At 70.0% G+C, this 20,094-nt stretch carries 19 protein-coding genes; 10 read left to right on the forward strand and 9 right to left on the reverse strand.

The window, feature by feature from the left end; all coding sequences use genetic code 11:
- Positions 1-28 precede the first annotated feature (28 nt).
- Together cqsA and ACQEVM_RS18265 are read right to left on the reverse strand one after the other, a co-directional pair.
- A complete protein-coding gene (cqsA, locus tag ACQEVM_RS18260) occupies positions 29-1,240 on the reverse strand; it encodes an alpha-hydroxyketone-type quorum-sensing autoinducer synthase (protein ID WP_433080315.1) in 1,212 nt (403 codons plus the stop codon).
- A gap of 611 nt (positions 1,241-1,851) precedes the next feature.
- Entirely contained in the window at positions 1,852-2,685 is an 834-nt protein-coding gene (locus ACQEVM_RS18265; RefSeq protein WP_433080317.1) for a PIG-L family deacetylase, read from the reverse strand.
- 605 nt (positions 2,686-3,290) lie between these two features.
- Between ACQEVM_RS18265 and ACQEVM_RS18270 the strand changes: the two genes are divergently transcribed.
- From ACQEVM_RS18270 to ACQEVM_RS18280, 3 genes are all read left to right on the forward strand, one after another.
- On the forward strand, positions 3,291-3,965 hold the full coding sequence (locus ACQEVM_RS18270) for a formylglycine-generating enzyme family protein (protein WP_433080319.1): 675 nt from the start codon (positions 3,291-3,293) through the stop codon (positions 3,963-3,965).
- 149 nt (positions 3,966-4,114) lie between these two features.
- Entirely contained in the window at positions 4,115-4,300 is a 186-nt protein-coding gene (locus ACQEVM_RS18275; protein WP_433080321.1) for a hypothetical protein, read from the forward strand.
- Between the two features lie 327 nt (positions 4,301-4,627).
- On the forward strand, positions 4,628-5,653 hold the full coding sequence (locus tag ACQEVM_RS18280; protein ID WP_433080323.1) for a hypothetical protein: 1,026 nt from the start codon (positions 4,628-4,630) through the stop codon (positions 5,651-5,653).
- A 354-nt stretch (positions 5,654-6,007) separates the two neighbouring features.
- Here ACQEVM_RS18280 and ACQEVM_RS18285 read toward each other — a convergent pair whose 3' ends face one another.
- Complete coding sequence (locus ACQEVM_RS18285) at positions 6,008-6,358, reverse strand: carboxymuconolactone decarboxylase family protein (protein ID WP_433080325.1); 351 nt, start codon at positions 6,356-6,358, stop codon at positions 6,008-6,010.
- Between the two features lie 142 nt (positions 6,359-6,500).
- On the opposite strand from ACQEVM_RS18285, the gene ACQEVM_RS18290 reads away from it, so the two are divergent.
- From ACQEVM_RS18290 to ACQEVM_RS18300, 3 genes are all read left to right on the forward strand, one after another.
- Entirely contained in the window at positions 6,501-7,361 is an 861-nt protein-coding gene (locus ACQEVM_RS18290; RefSeq protein WP_433080327.1) for a LysR family transcriptional regulator, read from the forward strand.
- A gap of 295 nt (positions 7,362-7,656) precedes the next feature.
- On the forward strand, positions 7,657-8,199 hold the full coding sequence (locus ACQEVM_RS18295; RefSeq protein WP_433080329.1) for a hypothetical protein: 543 nt from the start codon (positions 7,657-7,659) through the stop codon (positions 8,197-8,199).
- An 840-nt stretch (positions 8,200-9,039) separates the two neighbouring features.
- Positions 9,040-9,846 (forward strand): hypothetical protein, encoded by an 807-nt coding sequence (locus tag ACQEVM_RS18300; RefSeq protein ID WP_433080331.1) that lies wholly within the window; start codon positions 9,040-9,042, stop codon positions 9,844-9,846.
- Between the two features lie 400 nt (positions 9,847-10,246).
- Here the strand turns inward: ACQEVM_RS18300 and ACQEVM_RS18305 are convergent, their stop codons facing one another.
- The 4 genes from ACQEVM_RS18305 to ACQEVM_RS18320 form a co-directional block, all read right to left on the reverse strand.
- A complete protein-coding gene (locus tag ACQEVM_RS18305; RefSeq protein ID WP_433080333.1) occupies positions 10,247-10,573 on the reverse strand; it encodes a hypothetical protein in 327 nt (108 codons plus the stop codon).
- A gap of 67 nt (positions 10,574-10,640) precedes the next feature.
- A complete protein-coding gene (locus tag ACQEVM_RS18310) occupies positions 10,641-10,985 on the reverse strand; it encodes a hypothetical protein (protein ID WP_433080335.1) in 345 nt (114 codons plus the stop codon).
- Positions 10,986-11,186: 201 nt separating this feature from the next.
- Positions 11,187-12,143: a helix-turn-helix domain-containing protein gene (locus tag ACQEVM_RS18315; protein ID WP_433080337.1), complete on the reverse strand. Its 957-nt coding sequence runs from the start codon at positions 12,141-12,143 to the stop codon at positions 11,187-11,189.
- A 512-nt stretch (positions 12,144-12,655) separates the two neighbouring features.
- Entirely contained in the window at positions 12,656-13,261 is a 606-nt protein-coding gene (locus ACQEVM_RS18320) for a hypothetical protein (RefSeq protein WP_433080339.1), read from the reverse strand.
- 415 nt (positions 13,262-13,676) lie between these two features.
- On the opposite strand from ACQEVM_RS18320, the gene ACQEVM_RS18325 reads away from it, so the two are divergent.
- Entirely contained in the window at positions 13,677-14,168 is a 492-nt protein-coding gene (locus tag ACQEVM_RS18325) for an SMI1/KNR4 family protein (protein WP_433080341.1), read from the forward strand.
- Positions 14,169-14,360: 192 nt separating this feature from the next.
- Here ACQEVM_RS18325 and ACQEVM_RS18330 read toward each other — a convergent pair whose 3' ends face one another.
- Positions 14,361-14,879, reverse strand: coding sequence for a DUF4232 domain-containing protein (locus ACQEVM_RS18330; RefSeq protein WP_433080343.1), 519 nt, complete (start codon positions 14,877-14,879; stop codon positions 14,361-14,363).
- A 244-nt stretch (positions 14,880-15,123) separates the two neighbouring features.
- Between ACQEVM_RS18330 and ACQEVM_RS18335 the strand changes: the two genes are divergently transcribed.
- A complete protein-coding gene (locus ACQEVM_RS18335; RefSeq protein WP_433080345.1) occupies positions 15,124-16,482 on the forward strand; it encodes a hypothetical protein in 1,359 nt (452 codons plus the stop codon).
- Positions 16,483-16,739: 257 nt separating this feature from the next.
- The gene (locus ACQEVM_RS18340) at positions 16,740-17,501 is read left to right on the forward strand and encodes an isocitrate lyase/PEP mutase family protein (RefSeq protein ID WP_433080347.1); all 762 of its coding nucleotides are present in this window, start codon (positions 16,740-16,742) and stop codon (positions 17,499-17,501) included.
- Positions 17,502-17,988: 487 nt separating this feature from the next.
- Here ACQEVM_RS18340 and ACQEVM_RS18345 read toward each other — a convergent pair whose 3' ends face one another.
- Complete coding sequence (locus ACQEVM_RS18345) at positions 17,989-19,104, reverse strand: NADAR family protein (RefSeq protein ID WP_433080349.1); 1,116 nt, start codon at positions 19,102-19,104, stop codon at positions 17,989-17,991.
- A gap of 91 nt (positions 19,105-19,195) precedes the next feature.
- Here ACQEVM_RS18345 and ACQEVM_RS18350 point away from each other — a divergent pair, with 91 nt between their 5' ends.
- Complete coding sequence (locus tag ACQEVM_RS18350) at positions 19,196-20,050, forward strand: endonuclease/exonuclease/phosphatase family protein (RefSeq protein WP_433080351.1); 855 nt, start codon at positions 19,196-19,198, stop codon at positions 20,048-20,050.
- Positions 20,051-20,094: the final 44 nt, after the last annotated feature.

Here is a 20,094-nt window from a genome sequence, read left to right on the forward strand (position 1 = left end):
GCCTCGTCGACGCGTTCCGAAACAGCGGTCAGGTGAGCTGGGAGGCGCGGCGGGTCTGGGGGCGGGGACGGATCAGGTGGGCGATGCCCGCGCATGCCTCCACCACCCGGTCGATGTGCTCGTCGGTGAGTTCGCTGTGGGCGGTCAACCGGTGGATCGCGCGGTTGCGCGGGGTGGTGGGCGGCAGGAACGCCGCGCCCAGGATGCCGCGTTCGTCCAGGTGGTGCTGGATCTCGGCGAGATTGGCGTCCGGGCCGGCATGCAGTGGCAGGATCGGGCTCGCGCTGGGCCGGGTGTCGCAGCCGACGTCCCGGAGAGCCGTGTGCAGCCGGTCGGTGACCTGCCACAGTCGCTTGCGGCGTACGTCGTCGGTGCGGATGACGTGCAGGGCGGCGTGCAGGCCGGCGATGTCCTGCGGTAGCAGCGTGGAGCTGTAGATCGCGTTGAGCGAGTGGAACGGCAGCCAGTCGACCACCCGTTGGTCACACGCGACGATCCCCGCCCGGCCGGCGAATGCCTTGGCGAGGCTGGCGGTACGGAAGGGGATGTGCTCCTCCAGCCCGAGTTCAACGGCGAGGCCGTTGCCGAGGGGACCGTGCACGCCGAGGGCATGGGACTCGTCGGCGACCAGGGTGCAGCCGTGGCGGCGACAGAGTGCGACGATCTCGGCGAGGGGGGCGACGTCGCCGGTGGTGCTGTAGAGCGTGTCGATACAGACGGTGCCGGGGCCGTGCTGGGCCATCAGCCGTTCCAGGTGGGCCGTGTCGTTGTGGACGAAGGGGTGCAGAGCGGAGCCGGTGCCGTTGGTCCCGGCCCAGAGCGAGGCGTGGGCGAGCAGGTCGACGTAGACGGGGTGTCCGTCGGGCTGCGGGCCGAGCAGGGCCTGGAGCAGGCCGACGTTGGCGTCCCAACCGGATTGACAGGCCATGACGGCGGGCGCCTGGAGGAAGTCGGCCATGTCCGCCTCGAAGCGGCGCTGCGGGTCACCGTCGAGGACGAAGACCCCGGACATCATCATGCCGGTGCCGTGCTCCGCGAGAGCCTGCTGCTGTGCGCCCACCACTCGGGGGTGACGGGAGAGGGCGAGGTAGTCGTTGCTGAAGAGGATCACATCACCCGGGCGGGGGGCGGGCCGGTCGCGGAAGAGGTGCCGCCCCCAGTGGCGCACGCGGTCCTCCCAGGCCACCACGCTGTTCATCAGGGGAAGTTCGCTGCCGATGTCGCTGTGCGAAGAGGGCATGGCAAGGCCTCCGGGCTGGTCGCCGCTCTGGACGGCACGGGAGTGGGCGAGGTCGCGAGCGCGCCTCGCAGATGCGTTTCTGCAAGGGGAGTTGTACGGCCTGCACACCCCCTTGATCAACTCCGGCGGCTCTTCCGTACGCCCTCATGTGCGCCCTTCGCACGCCCCCACCTGCGCCGATGGTTGAAGCGACGCCGAACCGCCACGGAAACGATCACTCGAAGGGGTGCCGCGTTCGAACGCGGCACGGCAGGTCGGCGAGTGAGGTGCCGATCGCCCGAGGCCCGGCCCGTATGGCCTTGCGATTCCACGTACCCGAAGCCACGGACACGCGGACCATGCCGACGGCGCGCGACGATCGCACCGCCGGCGGGCACCGAGGCGCCGAGGGCCCGGCTGCCGGGCAGCAGATCCGCGTCCACCGCGGAAACGCGGACCTGGCGGTCCGGCCCGGCTCAGTGTCACCGTGCCGGTTCCTGTAGGCCGGCCGAGAGGTCAGGCGGGACAGGTCACCCGGCCGGCGCACGGGGTCGGCGGTGGGTCGTCTTCATGTCGTCTCCCCGGCGGTCCGTCCTGACCGGAGTTTCCCGGGCCCAGGTCGGACAGTCGGTTCAGCGCAGTCCGGCGAAGAGGTCGTTCTCGGGTACGGCCGCGCCGGTGGCGTCCTGGACACGGACGAAGGTCTCCATGCCCATCAACTCGCCGAACCGCTCCTTGCCCATCTTGAGGAAGAAGATGTTCTCGCCCTGACTGGCGTGCGCGGCCAGCGCGTCGTACTTCTGACCGCTGTACGCGGTGGTGTCCACCCACGTGCTGATCTCATCGTCGGGGAGGCCGATCTCGGCCATCGCGGCGGCCTCGGCCGGATCCGGTTCCGGCATGTCCTCATGGAACTCACGCATGATCTCGCCGAACCGCCGCATGCCCGAGCGGGGCATCGTCGTCCAGTACACCTTCGGTGTCAGCTCGGTCATCTTCAGCGCCGCCATCGTGATGCGGTGGGCCTGGATGTGGTCGGGGTGACCGTAGAAGCCGTTCTCGTCATAGGTGACGACCACATCGGGCCGGTAGTGGCGCATGAGTTCAGCGAGTCGGGCGGCGCCTTCCTCCAGGGGGGTCTGCCAGAAGGAGCCGGGGGCGTCGTTGGTCGACCAGCCCATCATTCCGGAGTCGGCGTAGTCCAGCGTCTCCAGATCGCTGACCTTCAGGACCTCACAACTCGCTTCGAGTTCCTGACGGCGCATCAAGGCGATGGCTGCGGAATCGTGCGCGGGATCGCCCGGCTTGGCGCCCCCCGGTCCGTCACCGCAACCACCGTCGGTACACGTCACAAGGACCGTGCGGATGCCCTCCGCCGCGTACCGGGCGAGGACCCCTCCGGTTCCGGTGGCCTCGTCGTCGGGGTGCGCATGCACTGCCATGAGCGTCAGGGGCCGATCAGTCATGAGGAGTCCTCCTGCAGAAACACGTCTTGGTCTGGTGCGCGGCGGATGTTCACCGGCCCCGAGGGCCGGATCCGGGGGCGGACGACCTTCCGGCGGCCATGTCCCCCAACCCGCGCGGCGCGGGTCCTTCGGTCGATGCAACAGCGCGGGCCGGACCGGTTGTTCCCGGTGGGCCTGCTTGGACTTCCCGGGCGTCAGCGGGAGGACGCGGGCGCGATGCAGACGTCACGTCTCGGTGCCACGTCCGATTCACAGCCCTACGGGCACGCGCGTTGCGCGCCACCGGGCGCTCAACCAGCGCACCGCGACGAAAGACCGCGCCCGCCACCGCGTCCGCCGACCGCCGACCGCCGACCGCCGACCACAGACCACAGACCACAGACCACAGACCAGCGTCTCGCCCTCGACCGTCAGTACGACTCACTACTCACGACTCCGCCGGATCGCCACTGTGCGGGCCCGCCCCCGAACTCGGCGCGAACGAACTCCCGGTGCCTGCCTCCGCCGCCGTCGCCTCCGCCTCCGCCTCCGCCTCCGAAGGATCGGTTGGACGATGGCAAGGCGCCGGTAGGGTGATCGCTGTGGACACGGGGGCAGGGATCGAGATGGTTGGCGTTCCGCCGGGACGGGTGACGCTGTCGGACCGGCGGACGCGGCGCAGTTGGGTGGCCGAGGTCGAGCCGTTCCGGATGGCGGCGTACCCGGTCACCCAGTTCTGGTATGCAGAGGTCACCGGTCAGCGTCCGAGCAGCGCCCAAGGCGACCGGCTGCCCGTTGAGGGCGTCTCATGGTGGGACGCGATCCGATTCTGCAACGCGCTGTCCCGGCGCGACGGGCTGACACCCGCGTATCGCCCACGTGCTGACGCAGAGACGGCCGACTGGGACACCTCCGCAGACGGGTACCGGCTGCCGACCGAGGCCGAATGGGAGCACGCCTGTCGTGCGGGTACCGCCGGCCCGCGGTACGGACCGCTCGATGAGGTCGCCTGGTACCAGGGCAACTCGGCCGGGGAGATCCGCCCCGTGGGCGGCAAGCAGCCCAACGCCTGGGGCCTGTACGACATGCTGGGCAATACCTGGGATTGGTGCTGGGACGTCTACGACGCCGAGGTGTACGGCACCTACCGGGTCCTCCGCGGTGGTGGATGGGCTGACGAGCACTGGAGCTGCCGGGCATCGGTGCGGCGGCGCAGCCATCCGACCTTCCGGATCGACGACGTGGGCTTCCGCGTCGCCCGCTCCACACCGCCCGCCTCGGTGGCGACAGTCTCATTCTGAAACCATCAGTGGGCCGTGGGCCTTGGGCCTGGGCCGTAGGCCATGGATCAGGCGGTCCAGTTCGCTGCTGATCGCATCCCGGAGCACATCGTGTTGCGGACCGAGCCCGAGCCCCTCTCGGGCACCCGTGCGGGAGGCGACCTCCGCAATTGCTCCGATCCCTGAACAACCGCAGCGCCTTCATCTCGCCCTCGCATCGCTCGTCCGACGCGCGCGCCCGCCTGACGCACTCGCCCGACTGGAGCACGGTCGAAGAGGTTGTGCCGGCCGGGCTGGGCCTGGACAAGGGCGTCGAGGAGCATTTGGCGCAGCCGGCGCAAAGCCTGGACGCCTGATGGAAGCAACTCGCCGAACGACTGGAAGAACCAAGGCCAGCGGCGGCCAAGGCCTCTACCGAAGTACAGAACACGAGGGAAGGTGAGCTGAACGTCGACAGGCCAGGGGCGCTCGCCGAGCCGAAGCCCCCGGCTTGACTGCCTGAGGGGCGAGAAGGTGCTCGCGAAGTCCGACCTGGCCGACCTGTTGTTTGTTCGCCGTCAACGCCCTGGACCGGCTTCCTCGATGCCTCGGACTACCGGTCTCGCCGCCAGTGAGCACCGGCACCGAGGGCGGCGACGGACGCTCTTATCTTTCACTTAGAACGTTCCCCTAGCGTCACGTTCATGATGATGCAACGCGGTGCAGTCGGATTTGTTGTCCTCACGGGCGTGGCCTTGACGGCCACCGTCGGAGTGGCCGTCGCGGTGTCCGCCCCGGGTGAGGCCGCCCCGGTGGCCCACGGCAGGGTGACGGACAATCTGTACATGTCGCTCGGCGCATTCGAGGATGCCACGTCCGGCGTGGACCCCAAGGGCAAGGCCATGATCGACCGTACGGACATCGGCGGCGTACAGGTGGTGGTGCCCTGGAAGGCCCTTGAGGGGAAGAAGGGTGAGTACAAGTGGTCGCGGCTGGACGATGCCCTGAAGTATCTCCAGCAACGCCACAAGAAACTGTTCGTCCAGGTCCAGGATCGGTTCTTCGATGTAAGTATGAAGGACGCCAATGTTCCCCAGTACGTGAAGGACGAGGGCGGGCTCGCGCCGACGGTCGATGAGAACCCCGACAACCCCACCACCCGAGGGGCCATGGTCGCGCAGTGGAACAAGGAGGTGCGAGCAGACTTCCAAGCCATGCTGAAGGCGATGGCGCAGAAGTTCGACGGCAAGCTCGCCGGGGTGAACCTTCCGGAGACCGCGGTCGAGGTGGACACCGAGAAGGATCAGACCAAGTACACCTCGAAGTCCTACATCGATGCCGAGATCGACAACATGCGCTACGGCAAGAAGGTCTTCGCCAAGACGCAGTTCATCCAGTACATCAACTTCCTGCCGGATGACGACGACCACAAGCGCATGACGGAGATGTTCGACCTCGCCAGGGACAAGAAGATCGGAATCGGAGGACCGGACACCCTGCCGGACCGGAAGTACCAGATGGAGAACTCCTACAAGTTCCTGCACGCGTACAAGGATTCTCTTCCCCTCGTCGCGATGGCCGTCCAGGAAGCCGACATCAACGCCAAGGACCCCAAGACCGGCGAGCCGTACACCCGCGAACGGTTCACGGACTTCGCTCGCGACCACCTCGGTGCGCGCCAGATGTTCTGGACCACCGAAGCGGACTGGCTGCAGAAGCCCCCGGCATGACACGGGCACGAGTGCGGCCGGTCAGACCCGTGTGAGTGACCGAGCACTCCGAGGGCGCACCTCGCGATGTGCTCCGCGTATGACCTACGCGAATCGCACAGCAGGTCTGAAGGCCCTCAGAACAACCCCAGGGCGGACTTGCTCACCGCTCTGGGCCCATCCAAGGACAAGCCTCTGCGCGGTCTGCCGACCTCGTCGCGGCCGGCGTTGAGCTGCTCCAATCATGGGTGGTCACTCAGGCACCCGGCTCGGAGCCGTAGGTCGGCGAGGACCGTCCCGCACCATGACCGGCCCGCTGCGCTCCTCACAGCCAGGCCATGGCACGCCGGTAAGGGAGAGGTCCGGGCTGGGGTATTAGCCGTGGGTGGGCACCTCGGGGTGGGTGTGCTGTTCGTAGAGGCGGTCGGCGAGCAGTGCGTGCGCGAGTGTGCCGCCTGCGCGGACGGAGGCGGTCACGAAGGCTGCCTCGGCCAGTTCCTCGGAGGTTACGCCGTGACGGCGGGCGGCCGCCGTGTGTACGTCCAGACAGTAGGAGCACTGGGTGACGAGCGCGACCGCCACGGAGATCAGCTCACGGTATCGGCGCGGCACCGCCCCGTCCTCCCGGTCCACGGCCTGCTGGAAGGCGACCCACGCGGCGAACTCCGCAGGGGCCTTGCCGCCGACGGAGCGGGCGCGGTGAAGGTCGTCGGGGCGTGCGTACATGTGCGGGCTCCTGAAGCGGTGGGTGGGGGTGGGTGCGGCGGGCCTCTTGCCCGGCGTCTGGCACCACCTCACCGCGGGTACTGCGGTGCTGTCCAAGACCGGTTTCGGGAGGGTGGGCACGTTCTCGGTATCGTGGCTGGTCATGGACTTGCGGGCATTGCACTGTTTCGTCGCCGTGGCCGAAGAGGGCCACTTCGGACGCGCCGCCGTACGCCTGCGTCTGGCTCAGCCGCCGCTGAGCCGACGGATCCGGGAGCTGGAGGCCGACCTCGGGTGCCGGCTGTTCGAGCGGCTCCCCACCGGGGCGCGGCTCACCCCCGCGGGCGAGGTGCTGCTGGCGGAGGCGCGGGATCTTCTGGAACGTGCCGAACGCGCCCGCGAGCGGGTCCGCGGCACGGTGACCGACCGGGTACTCGTACTGGGCACGGTCGCCGGCGCGGGCCTGGAGATCGGCCCGGCCGCGCTGGCCGCCTTGCGGCGCATGCGCCCCGGCGTGCGGGTGCGGCTGCGTGAGGCGGCGGTCACCGATCCGACGGCCGGCCTGCGCGAGGGCAGGGTGGACCTCGCGCTGACCCGTCTGCCCTTCGACACCGCAGGCCTGACGGTTCGGCTGCTCGGTGAGGAACCGCTGGTCGCGGTCGTCCCCGCGGACGATCCGCTGGCGGGCCGCCCGCGCCTGCACGTCACGGAACTGGCCGACCGCCCGCGTTTCCGACTGCCCCAAGGAACCGATGCCCGATGGCGGGCCTACTGGCTCGCCGCCGAGGAGGACGCACCGGGCCCGGTCGTGGCGTCGGTCGAGGAGTGCCTGCACGCTGTCCTGTGGGAGGGCGCGGTCGGCCTCCTGCCGGCCGGAGCCGCGCAACGACACACGCGGAATGGCATCGCTTTCGTACCCGTCGACGGTCATCCGCCGAGCCGTGTCGTCACCGCCCGGCCGGCAGGTGTGAACGATCCACTCGTCGATGCGCTCGCGGACGCCCTCGACGCCGCGAGACGGTAGAGGGTGCGAGACGGTATGAGGGTGCGAGACGGTATGAGGGTGCGACGGAGGCGGCGCGACGCGCCCGCGCTCGCCGCCGCCGCCGGTCAGCCGACGGGCGCTGACGCTCCGGCTGCCTGAGGGCGCGCAGCTTGTCTTCGAGGGTCCGGTAGCGAATCCGGCCACTGGCCGGCCCCGCTGAGCGGGGACCCGTAGGAAAGTCCCGCGGCAGCCGAATGATTCGGTTCGCGTCCGCAGGTGGTACGGGCCTGTCAGGATGGTCGGAGCTGCCGAAACCTGCTGCAAGGAGGACAAGTTGGCCAGTCCTGAGAGCAAGGGGCCCAAGGTGCCGCCGGCCTACCCGCCCAAGACGCCACCGCCGCAGAAGAAGCCGGTCGAACCCCCGCGGCCGCAACCGGCGACGAGCCCGAAGACGGAGGTCGCGGTACGGCGTCCGCGGATGGTCGTACGGAACCGGCGTACGGCCGCGCTCACGTTCCGGGCCGACGAATGGGCGGCGAAGAAGGCTGCCGGTCAGGCCGTTGAGACCGTCCGCGGCTGGGACTACCCGGCCTTGGACGAGAGCGACCTGGCAACGGTCGTGCAGCAGCTTGTCACGGCCGCCGTCGCCGACGGCGGCAAGCGGGTCAGCGTTCACCTCGGCGATCAGGAGCAGAAGATCCTCGTCGCCGTTCTGAGCCATGTGCCCGGGGCGCCGAACGACTCTGTGCTCGGCCAGGTCGCGGCGTTGGCCACGGTCGACTCGGTCGGCACGGACAGCGCGCCCGACGGCCGGAGGATGTGGGCCATCCTGGACGCAGCGCCCCGGCCGCCGAGGACCGCCACGACGGCAGCGTGACGGTCGGGAGGACGGATGTGATGCCGGCCGCTGAACGGCTCTGGGCCTTCAGCGGCTTGGCCAAGGTCTGGAAGAGCGGCGCTCCCTCCCCCGGGGGAAGGTACGTCCCACCGGCCGGTACCCGAGCTGTTCGTGCCAGGAGGAGGCCGGCCGCGACCTGACCACCGCTCGCGCGGCACTGATCGAAGGCGTGGAATCCGTCCGTGACTGGTGACCGCCGCCCATCCGCCACCGCCGGCCACGCGTGACGCCGTTCAGATCGACTCGCCTTGACTGGCGCAGGGGAGGCAGCCTCTCTCGCAGGACTCCGAAGGACTCGTCTGCGTGCATCGGCTCCCCTGACACAGGAGCGCAGTTGCACGAATGGTCATGCCCCACTCTTGAGCGCAAGGAAGCAGTGGACGGGTTCATGGACCGAAGCACGAGGACACTGCGGGCAGCCTGCATGGCAGAGCTCAGGATGGCGCTGGTGACCAGCCTTGGGCGCGGGACCTCGGCCTCGCGCACAACTTGAAAGGCCGGGCCGAGCCTCACGACGGGCATGCACGGTGAACTCCACGATCGTCCGATTGCACCCGCACGCTGCCGGGGCCGGGGCCGGGGCCGGGGCCGGGGCCGGGGCCGGGGCCGGGGCCGGGGCCGGGGCCGGGGCCGGGGCCGGGAACACCGAACCTCTCTCCGGCACGGCGCCGCGGCGCACGACCAGAGGCGCGCGAGCCGACAAGAAGCTCCCCCTGTTTGCCGCGAGCGCACCGGCGAGCGCCCTTGAAGCCGTACATGGAGGCGAGCAGCCTGGTACGCCTGGTCGCCGGGCGGGAAGAGTGGGCAAGGGGGATTGGCGTGAGCTTCGTCAAGAATTGGGTCGCCAGGATGGCGGTGCTCGTGATCACCGCGAGCACCCTCTTCGCGCTCGGGGGGCCCACCGAAACGGCATCCGCGTCCAGTCTCGGCTGCGATGACGGGGACCGCGGTCTTGCCGCGTCCATAGCCTCCAGTGGGGCATTCAAGGAACCCCACACCGCCACCACCTCGGACGGGGTACGCATCACACTCCGTTACGCTCCCAGGTACAACTGCGCCTGGGGATTACTGAACGCCGAACCCCGCTACATCGGCGTCGGGGACGTCTGGATCGACCGCTCGTCGAACAGCGGGTCCGGTTGGGCCGGACCGCTGGGGACTGTCCGTACGGCATGGAACCAGACCAGTACCTACACGGGTACGTGGAACGTCAACGGCTACGACTCCGTGCGGGCCTGCGGCAATTCGGTCGTTTCGGGTCGCGTGTCCAGCACGGTCTGCACGCCCTGGTACTTCCCCGGCCGACTCGGTGCCGGCCGCGTGTTGGGGGTCGGGGAGTACCTGACCTCGCCGAGCGGCAGGAACACCCTGATCATGCAGACGGACGGAAACCTGGTCGCCTACGTGCCGGGGCACCCGGCGTGGGCCTCCGGCACCAACATCGCAGGCACCGTGTTGTGGATGCAGAACGACGGCAACCTCGTGCTGGTGGCGCCGGGCAACCGACCGATCTGGGCCTCGGGCACGTCGGGTTCGGGAGCGTATCTGCAGATGCAGAACGACGCGAACGTGGTGATCTACCGCAACGGGGCACCGCTGTGGGCGAGCAACACCGCAGGTCGCTGACGTTCGTACCCGAACACCTGTTGTTCGAGCTGGGCGTCTGGGGTCTCGCGGAAGCCGGCAGCGGCGCTGTTCAGTGAGACGAGGCCTGCTGGAGACGGCCGACACCGACGGATCGCCGACGACTTCGCCACCGACCCGCGCGCGTTCGCCCTCGCCGTGCCGCCGTCGCCGTGCCGCCGTGCCGCCGTGCCGCCCTCGCAGCAGCGTCTTCCGCGCATGCATCCGCAGAGAGCCTTGATGCACCAACCTCGCGACCGCGGCCTTCGCGCTGATCCTCTCTGTGACGGAGCACAGGATCAGACGAAGGCCGCCGCCGCGTCCACTGAAACGGCAAAAGCGCCGACCAAGTTCGAACCGTGTCCGGCGCCGACCCACGAATGACGAGGTCAGCGCTTCGGCGCTAGGAAGGCTTGCTGACGATGCCGGCCGACTTGAACGTGGTCATCGCCGGACAGTAGACATTCGACCAGCCGCTGCTGCGCCAGGCCACCGCGTCGATGACAACGATGCCGCCTCCGTCCCAGCGGAAACAGTTGGCGGTGGCCCTGTAGTGGCCCCCGTTGCTGTGCTTGCAGCGGGCCATCGCACCGTTGTCGAAATTGGTCTGGTAGGTGCAGCCCGACGGGTGCGCGGTCGCCCCCGCGGGCGCCGCCGAGGCGACTCCCTGGAAGCCGAGGGTGAATGCGGCGAGCGCGCCGCCCATGACGAGAACCGGAAGCTTCTTCACTGGTACGGATCCTTGGGTGGGGAGGGTTCGGCAGCAGTTGCTGCGCGAGCGGGGACGTCTCCGTGCATCAGTACGCCTTGGTGTCGATCCCGGAGTACACGGTCCTGCTCGGGCCCTGGCAGTAAGCCCTGGACCAGGAGCCGTTGTTCCGCCAGTCGCCCACGAACGTCTCTATCGCCCCGGTGTCCGGGTTCTTGCAGTCCGCGACGGCGCGGTAGTGGCCACCGTGCGAGTTGCTGCACTTGGCCACGGTCATCTTCAGGCTCTGGACGTTGTAGTGGCATCCCGTGGGCCAGGCCGTGGCGGAGGCCGATGCCGTGGCGGAGGCCGCGAACACGAGGCCGAGCATGGCGGATCCCGTAACGGCGAGCCTGGCTGTCCTGTAGGCCGTGTCGCGCAGAGCAGTTCTCATCGAGCATTACTCCCGTGAGTCGAAGCCAGCGTGTCGGGCCACCCTTATGGCAGGTCCCTTACAACGCTGTAGCGGTCACAAGAGTGCGGCGCGCCGGCGTGCCTTGTCGTTCGCGGACGGTCCCCGCATCTTTAGCGCAGCGTCCCAGCAGCCCCACCCGTATCGTCGACGGCTCACATCCCGCGCGTCTCGCTCGGCGGCTCACGTCCCGCGCGTCTCGCTCGGCGCGATGCCGTAGAGGGCACGAAACGCTCGCGTGAAGTCGGCCGGTCGGGGGAAACCCCAACGGGCGGCGATGGCGTGGATCGGCACGGCGCGCAGGGCGGGGTCGGCCAGGTCGTGCCGGGCGTACTCGAGTCGCTGGTCGCGGATGTACGCGCCGACACTGCGATCCTCGGACTGGAAGAGGCGGTACAGATGGCTGCGCGAGATGTGGTGTGCTGCGGCGATCCGCTCGGGTGTCAGTTCCGGGTCTTCCAGATGCCGACGGATGAACGCCTTGATGCACAGGACCAGGTTCCGGCTGCGGGTCTCCGGGAGGACCAGGAAATCGGCGTCCAGAGCGTGCGCGAAGACTGCGGTCACCAGGTCACAGGCGACGGTCCCGAGCCGCGCCGCGTCCTGCGGGTGGTACGCGTCGGTGTCCGAGACGACCCGAGTGATGAACTGCGACAACAGCGCGCCGATCCCCGCCTGCCCCGATACCGGGAGCCCGACGGCCCGGTCCGCCCGGCTCTGCGGCAGGGCCACCAGGGTCCTGGGTATCTCAAGCCCGACGATGGTGACCGGGTCGGACCCGGTACATATCTCGTAGGGTCGCGACGACGTGTTGATGTGGATGTCGTGGCTTCGGTAGTTGGCCTCCTGCCTGTCCCACGTGGCGCCCGCCTCCCCTCGTAAGAGCAGGGAGAGATGGTAGACCTCGGGATCGGACCGGCGGATGAGCCCAGGCGTACGACGGAATACCAGAGGGTCGAAGGTCGCGGGCCACACCACCACATCACCGAGCTCGATCGAACGTTGGTGCGCGCGGTAGCCCACCGCACGATCACTGAACAGGTCCAGGGGAGCGTGCGTCCGGCCCATCCGCTGCACCCACGCCTCGAAGCGGTCCTCCATGGGAAGTTCCGAGGTTCGGAATACCGACTCGTACAACATCGCAGCAGTCAACCACAGCGGATCGAAGCAGCCACAAGGCCGGAGCGTGCCGTGGTGCAGGTCCGGGGAGGTTCAGGGAGGTCAGGGGAGCGCCTTCCGTCGGAAGGCTTCTTCCACCGCTCCTGTGTCGCCGTCTGGGTCGGTACCAGGCTTCGTTGGGACCCGGCCGTCGACGAGATCGAGCGGCAGGCGCTGCTCGTCGGACTCGCTGACGACTGCCCCACCACCTCGTCGCCGACGAACCCGTCGTGTGGCCGAGGCGTCCGGCCGCCAGAGGTGTCGCCGCTCCCCCGCCGGCCGGGCTGCCGGGCTGCCCGGCAGTGCGGCGGCCGGAACACGGTGACCGGCAACGCCCGATGCGGCTGGGGGCTCCCCCTGTCGCACGGCGTCGCGTGGCGCCTACCGGGCCCCTGACGGTGGCCACCGCGGCCACGTACGGGGCGGTCCTGGGCACTGTCCGGGTCCGTCGCCGGACTGCTTGATCGATGCGAGCCGGCTTCTTGGCCCCATGGTCAGTTGTACGGGCTCCAGCGGCCGAGGCGTGCCAGGGTCTTGCGTGCGGTGTTCTCATCGAGTCCGAGCGCGGCGGCGGCTCGGGCGGCGTTCAGATCGTGGCGAGTGCTACGGGCGGCCCAGTAGCCGACCCGTTCGGCGGTGATCTCCATCCTGCGGGTCGCGCGGACTGCCGCGATCGGGGAGTCTTTGGTCAGCTTGTCGATCTCTTCCTCCAACCGTCGCAACAGGTCGGTGATGGTCGCGGGCAGGGGAACGGTCGTGGCCTCGACCTGGGCGGTGTGCCCGTCCCAGTCCCTCAGGCACGCGTCGGCCTGTTCGTCGCCGGCCTCTTCCAGTTCCGTCTCGCCGATCTCCTCCCAGTTCAACGGGTGTTCGGGGCCGGCCCAGCCGCAGGAGCACACGGCGCGCAGCGTACCCGCGCGCGGTCCTTGCCGGTGCCGGCCGTCGTAGACGCTCCACTGCGACACGCTCTGCCCGCTGGTTCCGGACGCGCTGTCGAAGTACACCGGAGGCGGCACGCTCCCGTCGCCGAGGAGCACTCCGACCGCGCCCTCGTGGCTGGTGCCGAACTCCTCCGTCGTCCAGGTCTCCCGCTCGCCCACGACACCACTTCCCAGAATCCGCCGGTCGGCGGGCCCGGCCGGGCGCCGCCGTAGACGACCATGCCGCAGTGAAGAGCGGCGCAGGACCGGATTCACCAATGAGGTGACAGGGGCGGTGAAGTACCGGGGTGTCCGGGGTGTCGAAGGAATCTGCGAATGTATGGCGCCCAGGGCTCGGGCGGGACGCCGGTACTTGCCATGGCCGTAGCCACGGTCGTCGAGTACGAGGCCAGGGCATTGGCGGGAAGGGCGGCCTCGCTTGCCGAGCAGCTCATCGAGACCGCCTCTTTGAGCATCGGGCAGACCCGTTTCTGGCCACCGGCTGGCGGCCGAGGAGGTTGGCAGCCAGTTCGACGGTTGTCCGCACACTGGGAGATGTCTCATTCGGGCGGCCCAGTAGAGTGGCGGCAGTCGAATGAAGAGATCCTCCGTGGACTCCCGCATATCCCGCATATCCCGCATACGCTCCAAGCTTGCGAAGGTCCCCTACCAGCCGCAGCGCAGCCACTCCGCGGGCGCCTGGCGCCACCAGTTCCGCGTTGGTTCGCGCCTCGGCTCGGCGCAGGCGGACGCGTTTGAGAGCGAACACCGTATCGAACTGCCGCCGGCCTACCGGACGTTCCTCGTCGAACTCGGGGGAAGCGGTGCCGGCCCCTTCTACGGTCTGCTTCCGCTGGAGGAGTGCAGGCTGTTCACCATGGACCGACAGCCCCCGGACGGTACCCCGAGGGGCTTCCATCACTGGTACGAACGCTGGCTGGACCACATGCGGGACGGCAAGGACAACAAGGCATTGGGCCTCACCTCCCCCGCGACCGTCGCAACCGCCCCGTGGGGCCCCCGGGCCACGGCTCGGCAAACCCGTTCGCAGGCCGCAGGCCGCAGGCCGCAGGCCGCAGGTGATTGAGACAGAACCCATCACGGATCCCCCACGCGCAACCGTCTCGACCCCGCTCCCGGCCTTCGCGCAGCCCGCGTCCAGCAGGCGGAACTCCTCCGTCGCAGCCTGGATGGCGCAGGCAAGGTCCCCGGATCCGACGGTTGCCGGCCCTCGATTCGCGTACACGACCGCAGCAGGATCGCCTTCCCCGGCGGAGTGTCAGGCTCCCTCTCGGATCGGTCCGACGACGGTGCCGGCGGTCACCTCGAAGGGGCCTTCGGCGACGGAGGTACCGGGGATCTCGCCGCCGGGGGCCCTGAGCGTGAACGAGGCCTCGTCGGCCGGGGTGCCGCGGCCGTCGGCGGGGACGCGGATGTCGAAGTGGACGGGGTGTCCCGGCCCGAAGGTCACCGAGGTCGTCTGGTCGCCGTACCGCCCGGCGGTGATGCCGAGGGGTGTGCCGTGTTGTGCGAAGGCCACGTCGGTCGGGGAGCCGGCGAGGCGGCACGTCGCGTAGCCCTTCGGCGCGGTGAGCGTGACACGGAAGTGCACGTGCCCGGAGTCGGGCCGGTCCCGCGTGATCTTCGCGAGGTGGTTGGCCGGTCGACAGGCCGACGGGGCGAGAACCTCGCCCGATGGCACGGCCTGCGCGGTGCCCGCGCTCGTGAGGGCCGCCCAGGTGACGGCGACGACGGTGGCGGCGGCGATGACGGGTGCGGTGTTGCGGCTGGTGGGCATGTGGGGTCTCCCTGACTCGCGGTTCGGTTCACGGATGGTCCCCACCGAACCACGGGGCACCGGGATCCCCTGACCGACACTCCCCGTGACAATGACCCGAAACATCTACAAACCGGCCGCCTCGGATGGTGCTCGGTACCGAGTGGGCTGAAGGGTCCACGGCCTCTGCGGCCGGCCCGGCCGGGGCAGCCCGTAAATTCGTTTGTCCGCGCCCCGGGGCACCGGCGATCATCCTCGGGACCCGATGCCCGACGAACACCGGAGCCACATGACCACCGAACTCGCCAAGGCCTGGAAGCTCTTCGAGTCCGACGACCCGCAGGGGTCGATGCGGACCCTGCGGTTCGCCGCCGAGGAACTCGCGTCCGCCGAAATCGCCCCGCTGGTGGCCAAGTTGGCCGACGGCGCCGGATTCGCGGACCTGGCCGAGGCTTCGACCGGGCTGGCCGCCCGGCCTCGGGAGGTCGAGAGCCTCTACGTGTTCGGTTACGCCTGCGTCGAACGCGGCCTCGCCGCGTTGGCCGTCCCCGCCCTGCGGGAGGCCCTGGGGTTGGTCCTGACGCCGCCCGAGCCGAAGCGCACCGGTCTGTTCCGCCGCAAGCCCACGCAGCGGACCGACCCGAAGCTCACGCCCGGCCGGGTACTGCTGGAGTTGGTGGCGGCCCTGGAGGCCGCCGACCGGAATGCCGAGGCGACGGACGTCCTGCGCGCCCACGACGACCTGTTGGAAGACTGGCCCGGTCGCTACCTGACGGTCTACAACGCCCTGATGAGCGGTCGGATCGACATCGCCCGGCCCGTGTACGCCGCGCTCTCTGCGCCCGACGGAATCTGGGTGGATCCCGGGCAACGGGTCGGCCGGATGCTCGACCGCGCCGCGGACCTGCCGCCCTCGGGCGACACGGACTTGCGCGGCTGGCACTACGTACTGACCGGCGGACTGCTCACCACCTTGTCGCCCCACGGCTTCCACGAGGGCATGCACGGCCGCTGGGCGTACCTCCAGGACGAGTTCGAGTCCTGCAGGTACGGGCTGGAGCGGCTGCGGAGCGTCCTGGGAGCGGCGGGCCGCAAGCCCGCCTCCATCGGACTGCTCGCGGACCGGGGCAGCAGGGCGCTGGGCCTCGCGGCGGCCCGGCTGCTCGGCATCCCGGCCGCCCCTTACCGGCCCGGCACCCCGAACGTGCTGGTGGTGGCGTACGACCTGAACGCCTGCGAACCCGAGTCGGTCGTCGCGCTGCGCGATCGGGCGGAAGGCGAACTGCTCTTCGAACACGCCACCTGTTGGACCGACCCGCCCTTCGCCACCGCTGATGTCTCCACCCTGCTGGTGCAGCACGTGGTGGCTCCCTGGGAGTCGCGCCTGTCGGTCGTGGAGAACGGCGAGGTGGAACAGACGGAGGCCGACGAGCGCTCGGCCGATGACCTGGCCGAGGCGATCCTGGCGGCCGACCCGACCCCGCAGGAGGGCGACGGACAATCCCCGCCCGACTCCGACGAGGCCTTCACCGCGTTCGCCGTCCGGGCGACCGCCCGGTGGGCGACGGGCCCGCGCCATCGGATCAACTCCCCTGGTCCGGTACACAGCGCACGCTTCGCCTGAGTCCGTCTCCTCAACGGGCCCGTTCGGCCGTGCGGTCGAGGACTTGCGGCGGATCACGCCGCGGGCGTTTCGCCCATGACGGCGGTCAAGCCTTGCGGCCGGCGGTGCCCCGACGGCGGGATCGCGGATCGCCGCCCCACGCCGCCGGTCGCCGTACGCCCCCCGGCTCGGCGGGGAACCGGGGGTGCACCTTTCCGTCACCGGACCGCGCCCCGCCGGCACGTTGTTTGGGGCGATCCGGGGGTAGCGTCCTCGACATGGACTTTCGCACCGCTGTTGAGCGTGCTCAACGCCTCAAGCAATTGCACGCCGAGTACAGGCCCCTTGTGCTGCCCACCGTCTGGGACGTCTGGTCCGCGCGCACGGCAGCCGACGCCGGGTTCCCCGCGCTGACGGTCGGCAGTCATCCGCTCGCCAACTCCCGGGGGGCCGAGGACAACGAGGGGCAGACCTTCGAGGAGGTGCTCGCCGCCGTCAGGCCGATCATCGCGGCGGTCGACGTCCCCGTGTCCGTGGACCTGGAAGCCGGGTACGGACAGAAGCCCGCGGATCTCATCGCCGGACTCACCGAGGTCGGCGGCGTCGGCCTCAACATCGAGGACACCGTCCACTCGGACGGCGGACGCGTACGCAGCACACAGGAACACGCGAACTACATCGCCGGCCTGCGCGCGGCGGCTGACGACGCGGGGATCCCGGTCTGGATCAACGGGCGCACAGACCTGTTCCTGCACACGGAGGATGCCTCCGGCGTCCTCGACGAGGCGATCGAGCGACTGCGGGCCATGGAGCAGGCCGGCGCCGACAGCGTCTACCCGGTGGCCATCCAGGACAACGATGACCTCCTCGCAGCGGTGATCGGCGCCGTCGCCGTTCCCGTGAACTCCACCGCCCATCCCGTCAAGCACGATCTCGAGCGCTTCCGCCGCCTCGGCGTCGGCCGGATCACATACGGCCCGCTGCTGCAGCTCGCGATGACGGATGCGATGAAGGACGTGCTCGGTCCGTGGGCGCCCTGAGGGGTTGAGGGAGCGAGGGGCGCCCTTCCCCAAGGGCGCCCGAAGCTCCACCGGCGGCCATTCGGTGGCTTCGCCTGGGCGGCCGGTGAACTCTGCGTTCACGGATCCGCTCGGCGTCGCGGCCGGTCAAGGGCGTGGGGCGGAGGGTCACTTCCGGGCCTCGCGTGCCTCCAAGTGGGAGGTCCTCCCCCACTTGGAGGCCCGCGGGGTGACGGTCTCGTCACCGCCGGCTTCGGCGGCGCCTTCGCGATGTCCCGCCGCCAGTGGTCGGCGTCCCCGGCTCTCCCCCGGCGTGCGGGCTCGATCGGGAACGGCGATGCCGTGTGCGCCGATCGCCGTTTCGGCATCCGTGCCCGACGGTGTCCCCGCAGGCTCTCCGTACGGACTCGTCGCTGCTCTCCCACACGAACAGGCCCCCGCCACCGAGACGCTCGCCGGTGCGATCCCGTGAGCCGCCGGTTCGGGGGTCCGCCGGGTGAGCACCACGTCAGTCGATGAGGGTCTGTCGGGCGAGCAGTTGGGAACGGACGAGTTCCAGGAGGCGGCCCGTCCAGTTGCGGCCCCTGCCCCCGTTCTCGCCCCAGAAGCCCGAGTCGGCGTCGTCGTAGAGCACGGTCGCGTCACCGGTGGCGAGCAGGATCGCCGCGAGGTCGGGGTGCTGCTCGTACTTGGCGCGCAGTAGACCGGCCATGACCGCCGTCCGGGCCTGCTCCCAGCCTTCGCGCCGCGGCGCCGCGGCAGCGACCGTACGGGCCTTCGCGCCCGACTCCGCCGCCACGACCGCGGTTCGGTCCTCCGGTTCGGCGACGGACCGGGCCCAGTAGGCGTGGGCCACCGACGGGTAGGTGACGTGCCCCACGGTGATCGGGGCGGGGTAGTCGTTGCGCAGGGCCTGCTTGCCCGGGTCTTCGAGCGCGCGCTGCGGATACGAGTGGTAGATCTTGACCGCGGGGGCGAAGGACTCGGCCGGCCCGTCGGCCGGCACCCGTGAAAGCCCCTTCGCGAGCCATTGCTCGCGGTCCTCGAAGTATGCGACGGCCTCGTCGTACGCCTTCTGCGTGACCGTCTCCCCGCGCTCGTCCGGCGTCCGGCCGCCGGGCCCGGCCACCAGCACCCGAAGGGGGTGGTCCTTGCGGTCCATGTCGCCGAGCGCGTAGTGCCGCACGGTCTCGGGGACGGCCAGGTAGGCGGCGCGGGCGGCGGCCCGGTTGTCCTCGGTGCGGTCCGCCATGAAGACGTCCACCGCGGTGAGGCAGCGGGCGGTCGAGTCGGGGCGGCCGTTGAGCTGGTCGATGGTGTCGCGGACTTCGGCGACCAGCAGCTCCGGAGTCAGCCAGGCGCACGGTTCACCGAACGTCCACGAGGCCAGGTCGTGCGCGGAGGCGCGTCCGCCGTCCGGAAGGCTGGTGGCCACCCACCCGCAGCGGAGCTTCTGCTCGAACTCGTCGAGGGTGACCAGCTCCCAGCAGTCGACGAGGCCGTCGGCGTAGATGAAGAGGTCGGTGAGGAAGTAGGAGCCGCCGTTGCATATGAACGCGTGCCGCCAGGTGCCGGGTACGCGGACGCCGTCCGCCGTGCGATGGGTGATCCGATTGCCGATCATGCCGAGATGATGCCGGATCGACCGGCCGGGAAGCACGTCGATTGTGTGTCGAGGGCGCCGTGTGATGATGTGCGTCCACTCCGGGGAGGCGATGGTGCTGAGAAAGGGCGCGCGGTGGGCCGCGGGCGTGATGGCCGCGGTCTGCATGGTGCTGCTGCTCGGCCCCAGCGCACCGAGCGGTGGGCTCCCCCTCGCCAGGCCGTTGCCGTTCGACGCCGCCGAGGAAGTCGTACCGGGCCGGGTCGGCACGTGGAACATCTGCAATCCGTGCGGGGGCGGGCACAACTTCGGCCGGGCGACGGAGATCGCCACGTACGCGCCGCAGGTCATCGGCCTGCAGGAGGCGTGCGTACGTGACGTCGAGCAGATCCGCAGGTACCTGGAGGAGGTCTACGGGCTGGTCTACCGGGTCGCGTACGGCTCGGTCCTGCGGAACTGGAACCGCTGCGGGGGGCTGCCGTGGCGGCCGGGCGGCTTCGGCCAGGCCATCCTCTCGGCGGCGCCGATGACGGACCGGGTAAGCGTCGAGTACCCCGACGGCGGCTCCGAGGCTCGCGGATACCTGTCCGTCACCACGCTGGTCGGCGGCCGGCCGGTCCGCGTCTTCAACACCCACCTCGCCGAGCGCCGGCAGGCACCTGTGCGGGCGGGCCAGGTGAAGGTGCTCGCCGCGGAAGTCGCCCGTCACGACCACGCGATCGTCCTCGGCGACTTCAACGCCGTGTCGCACGCGCCCGAACTCGGCCCGATGTGGGCCCTGGCCACGGACACGGACCCCGGCTGCCGTCCCTCGACCGCCACCGGCGGCACCTGCACGGCGACCACCGATTGGAACAGCAAGTTCGACTACGTGTTCCTGCGCGGCATCACCGCGCGCACGCACCGCGTCCGCCCCAGCCCGTACTCCGACCACCACGTGCTGTTCACCGACCTGGACCGGGGCTGAACCATCCCTATCCGACCTCGGATCGCCGGTGAGACCGTGCCGTT

The sequence above is a fragment of the Streptomyces sp. CA-243310 genome, assembly GCF_050936775.1.
GTDB lineage: Bacteria > Actinomycetota > Actinomycetes > Streptomycetales > Streptomycetaceae > Streptomyces.

What these genes read in the sequence shown, in the direction of transcription:
- cqsA (WP_433080315.1), bottom strand. Translation starts at nt 1,240, where the DNA reads ATGCCCTCTTCGCACAGCGACATCGGCAGCGAACTTCCCCTGATGAAC.
- ACQEVM_RS18265 (WP_433080317.1), bottom strand. Translation starts at nt 2,685, where the DNA reads ATGACTGATCGGCCCCTGACGCTCATGGCAGTGCATGCGCACCCCGAC.
- ACQEVM_RS18270 (WP_433080319.1), top strand. Translation starts at nt 3,291, where the DNA reads ATGGTTGGCGTTCCGCCGGGACGGGTGACGCTGTCGGACCGGCGGACG.
- ACQEVM_RS18280 (WP_433080323.1), top strand. Translation starts at nt 4,628, where the DNA reads ATGATGATGCAACGCGGTGCAGTCGGATTTGTTGTCCTCACGGGCGTG.
- ACQEVM_RS18285 (WP_433080325.1), bottom strand. Translation starts at nt 6,358, where the DNA reads ATGTACGCACGCCCCGACGACCTTCACCGCGCCCGCTCCGTCGGCGGC.
- ACQEVM_RS18290 (WP_433080327.1), top strand. Translation starts at nt 6,501, where the DNA reads ATGGACTTGCGGGCATTGCACTGTTTCGTCGCCGTGGCCGAAGAGGGC.
- ACQEVM_RS18310 (WP_433080335.1), bottom strand. Translation starts at nt 10,985, where the DNA reads ATGAGAACTGCTCTGCGCGACACGGCCTACAGGACAGCCAGGCTCGCC.
- ACQEVM_RS18315 (WP_433080337.1), bottom strand. Translation starts at nt 12,143, where the DNA reads ATGTTGTACGAGTCGGTATTCCGAACCTCGGAACTTCCCATGGAGGAC.
- ACQEVM_RS18325 (WP_433080341.1), top strand. Translation starts at nt 13,677, where the DNA reads ATGAAGAGATCCTCCGTGGACTCCCGCATATCCCGCATATCCCGCATA.
- ACQEVM_RS18330 (WP_433080343.1), bottom strand. Translation starts at nt 14,879, where the DNA reads ATGCCCACCAGCCGCAACACCGCACCCGTCATCGCCGCCGCCACCGTC.
- ACQEVM_RS18335 (WP_433080345.1), top strand. Translation starts at nt 15,124, where the DNA reads ATGCCCGACGAACACCGGAGCCACATGACCACCGAACTCGCCAAGGCC.
- ACQEVM_RS18340 (WP_433080347.1), top strand. Translation starts at nt 16,740, where the DNA reads ATGGACTTTCGCACCGCTGTTGAGCGTGCTCAACGCCTCAAGCAATTG.
- ACQEVM_RS18345 (WP_433080349.1), bottom strand. Translation starts at nt 19,104, where the DNA reads ATGATCGGCAATCGGATCACCCATCGCACGGCGGACGGCGTCCGCGTA.
- ACQEVM_RS18350 (WP_433080351.1), top strand. Translation starts at nt 19,196, where the DNA reads ATGGTGCTGAGAAAGGGCGCGCGGTGGGCCGCGGGCGTGATGGCCGCG.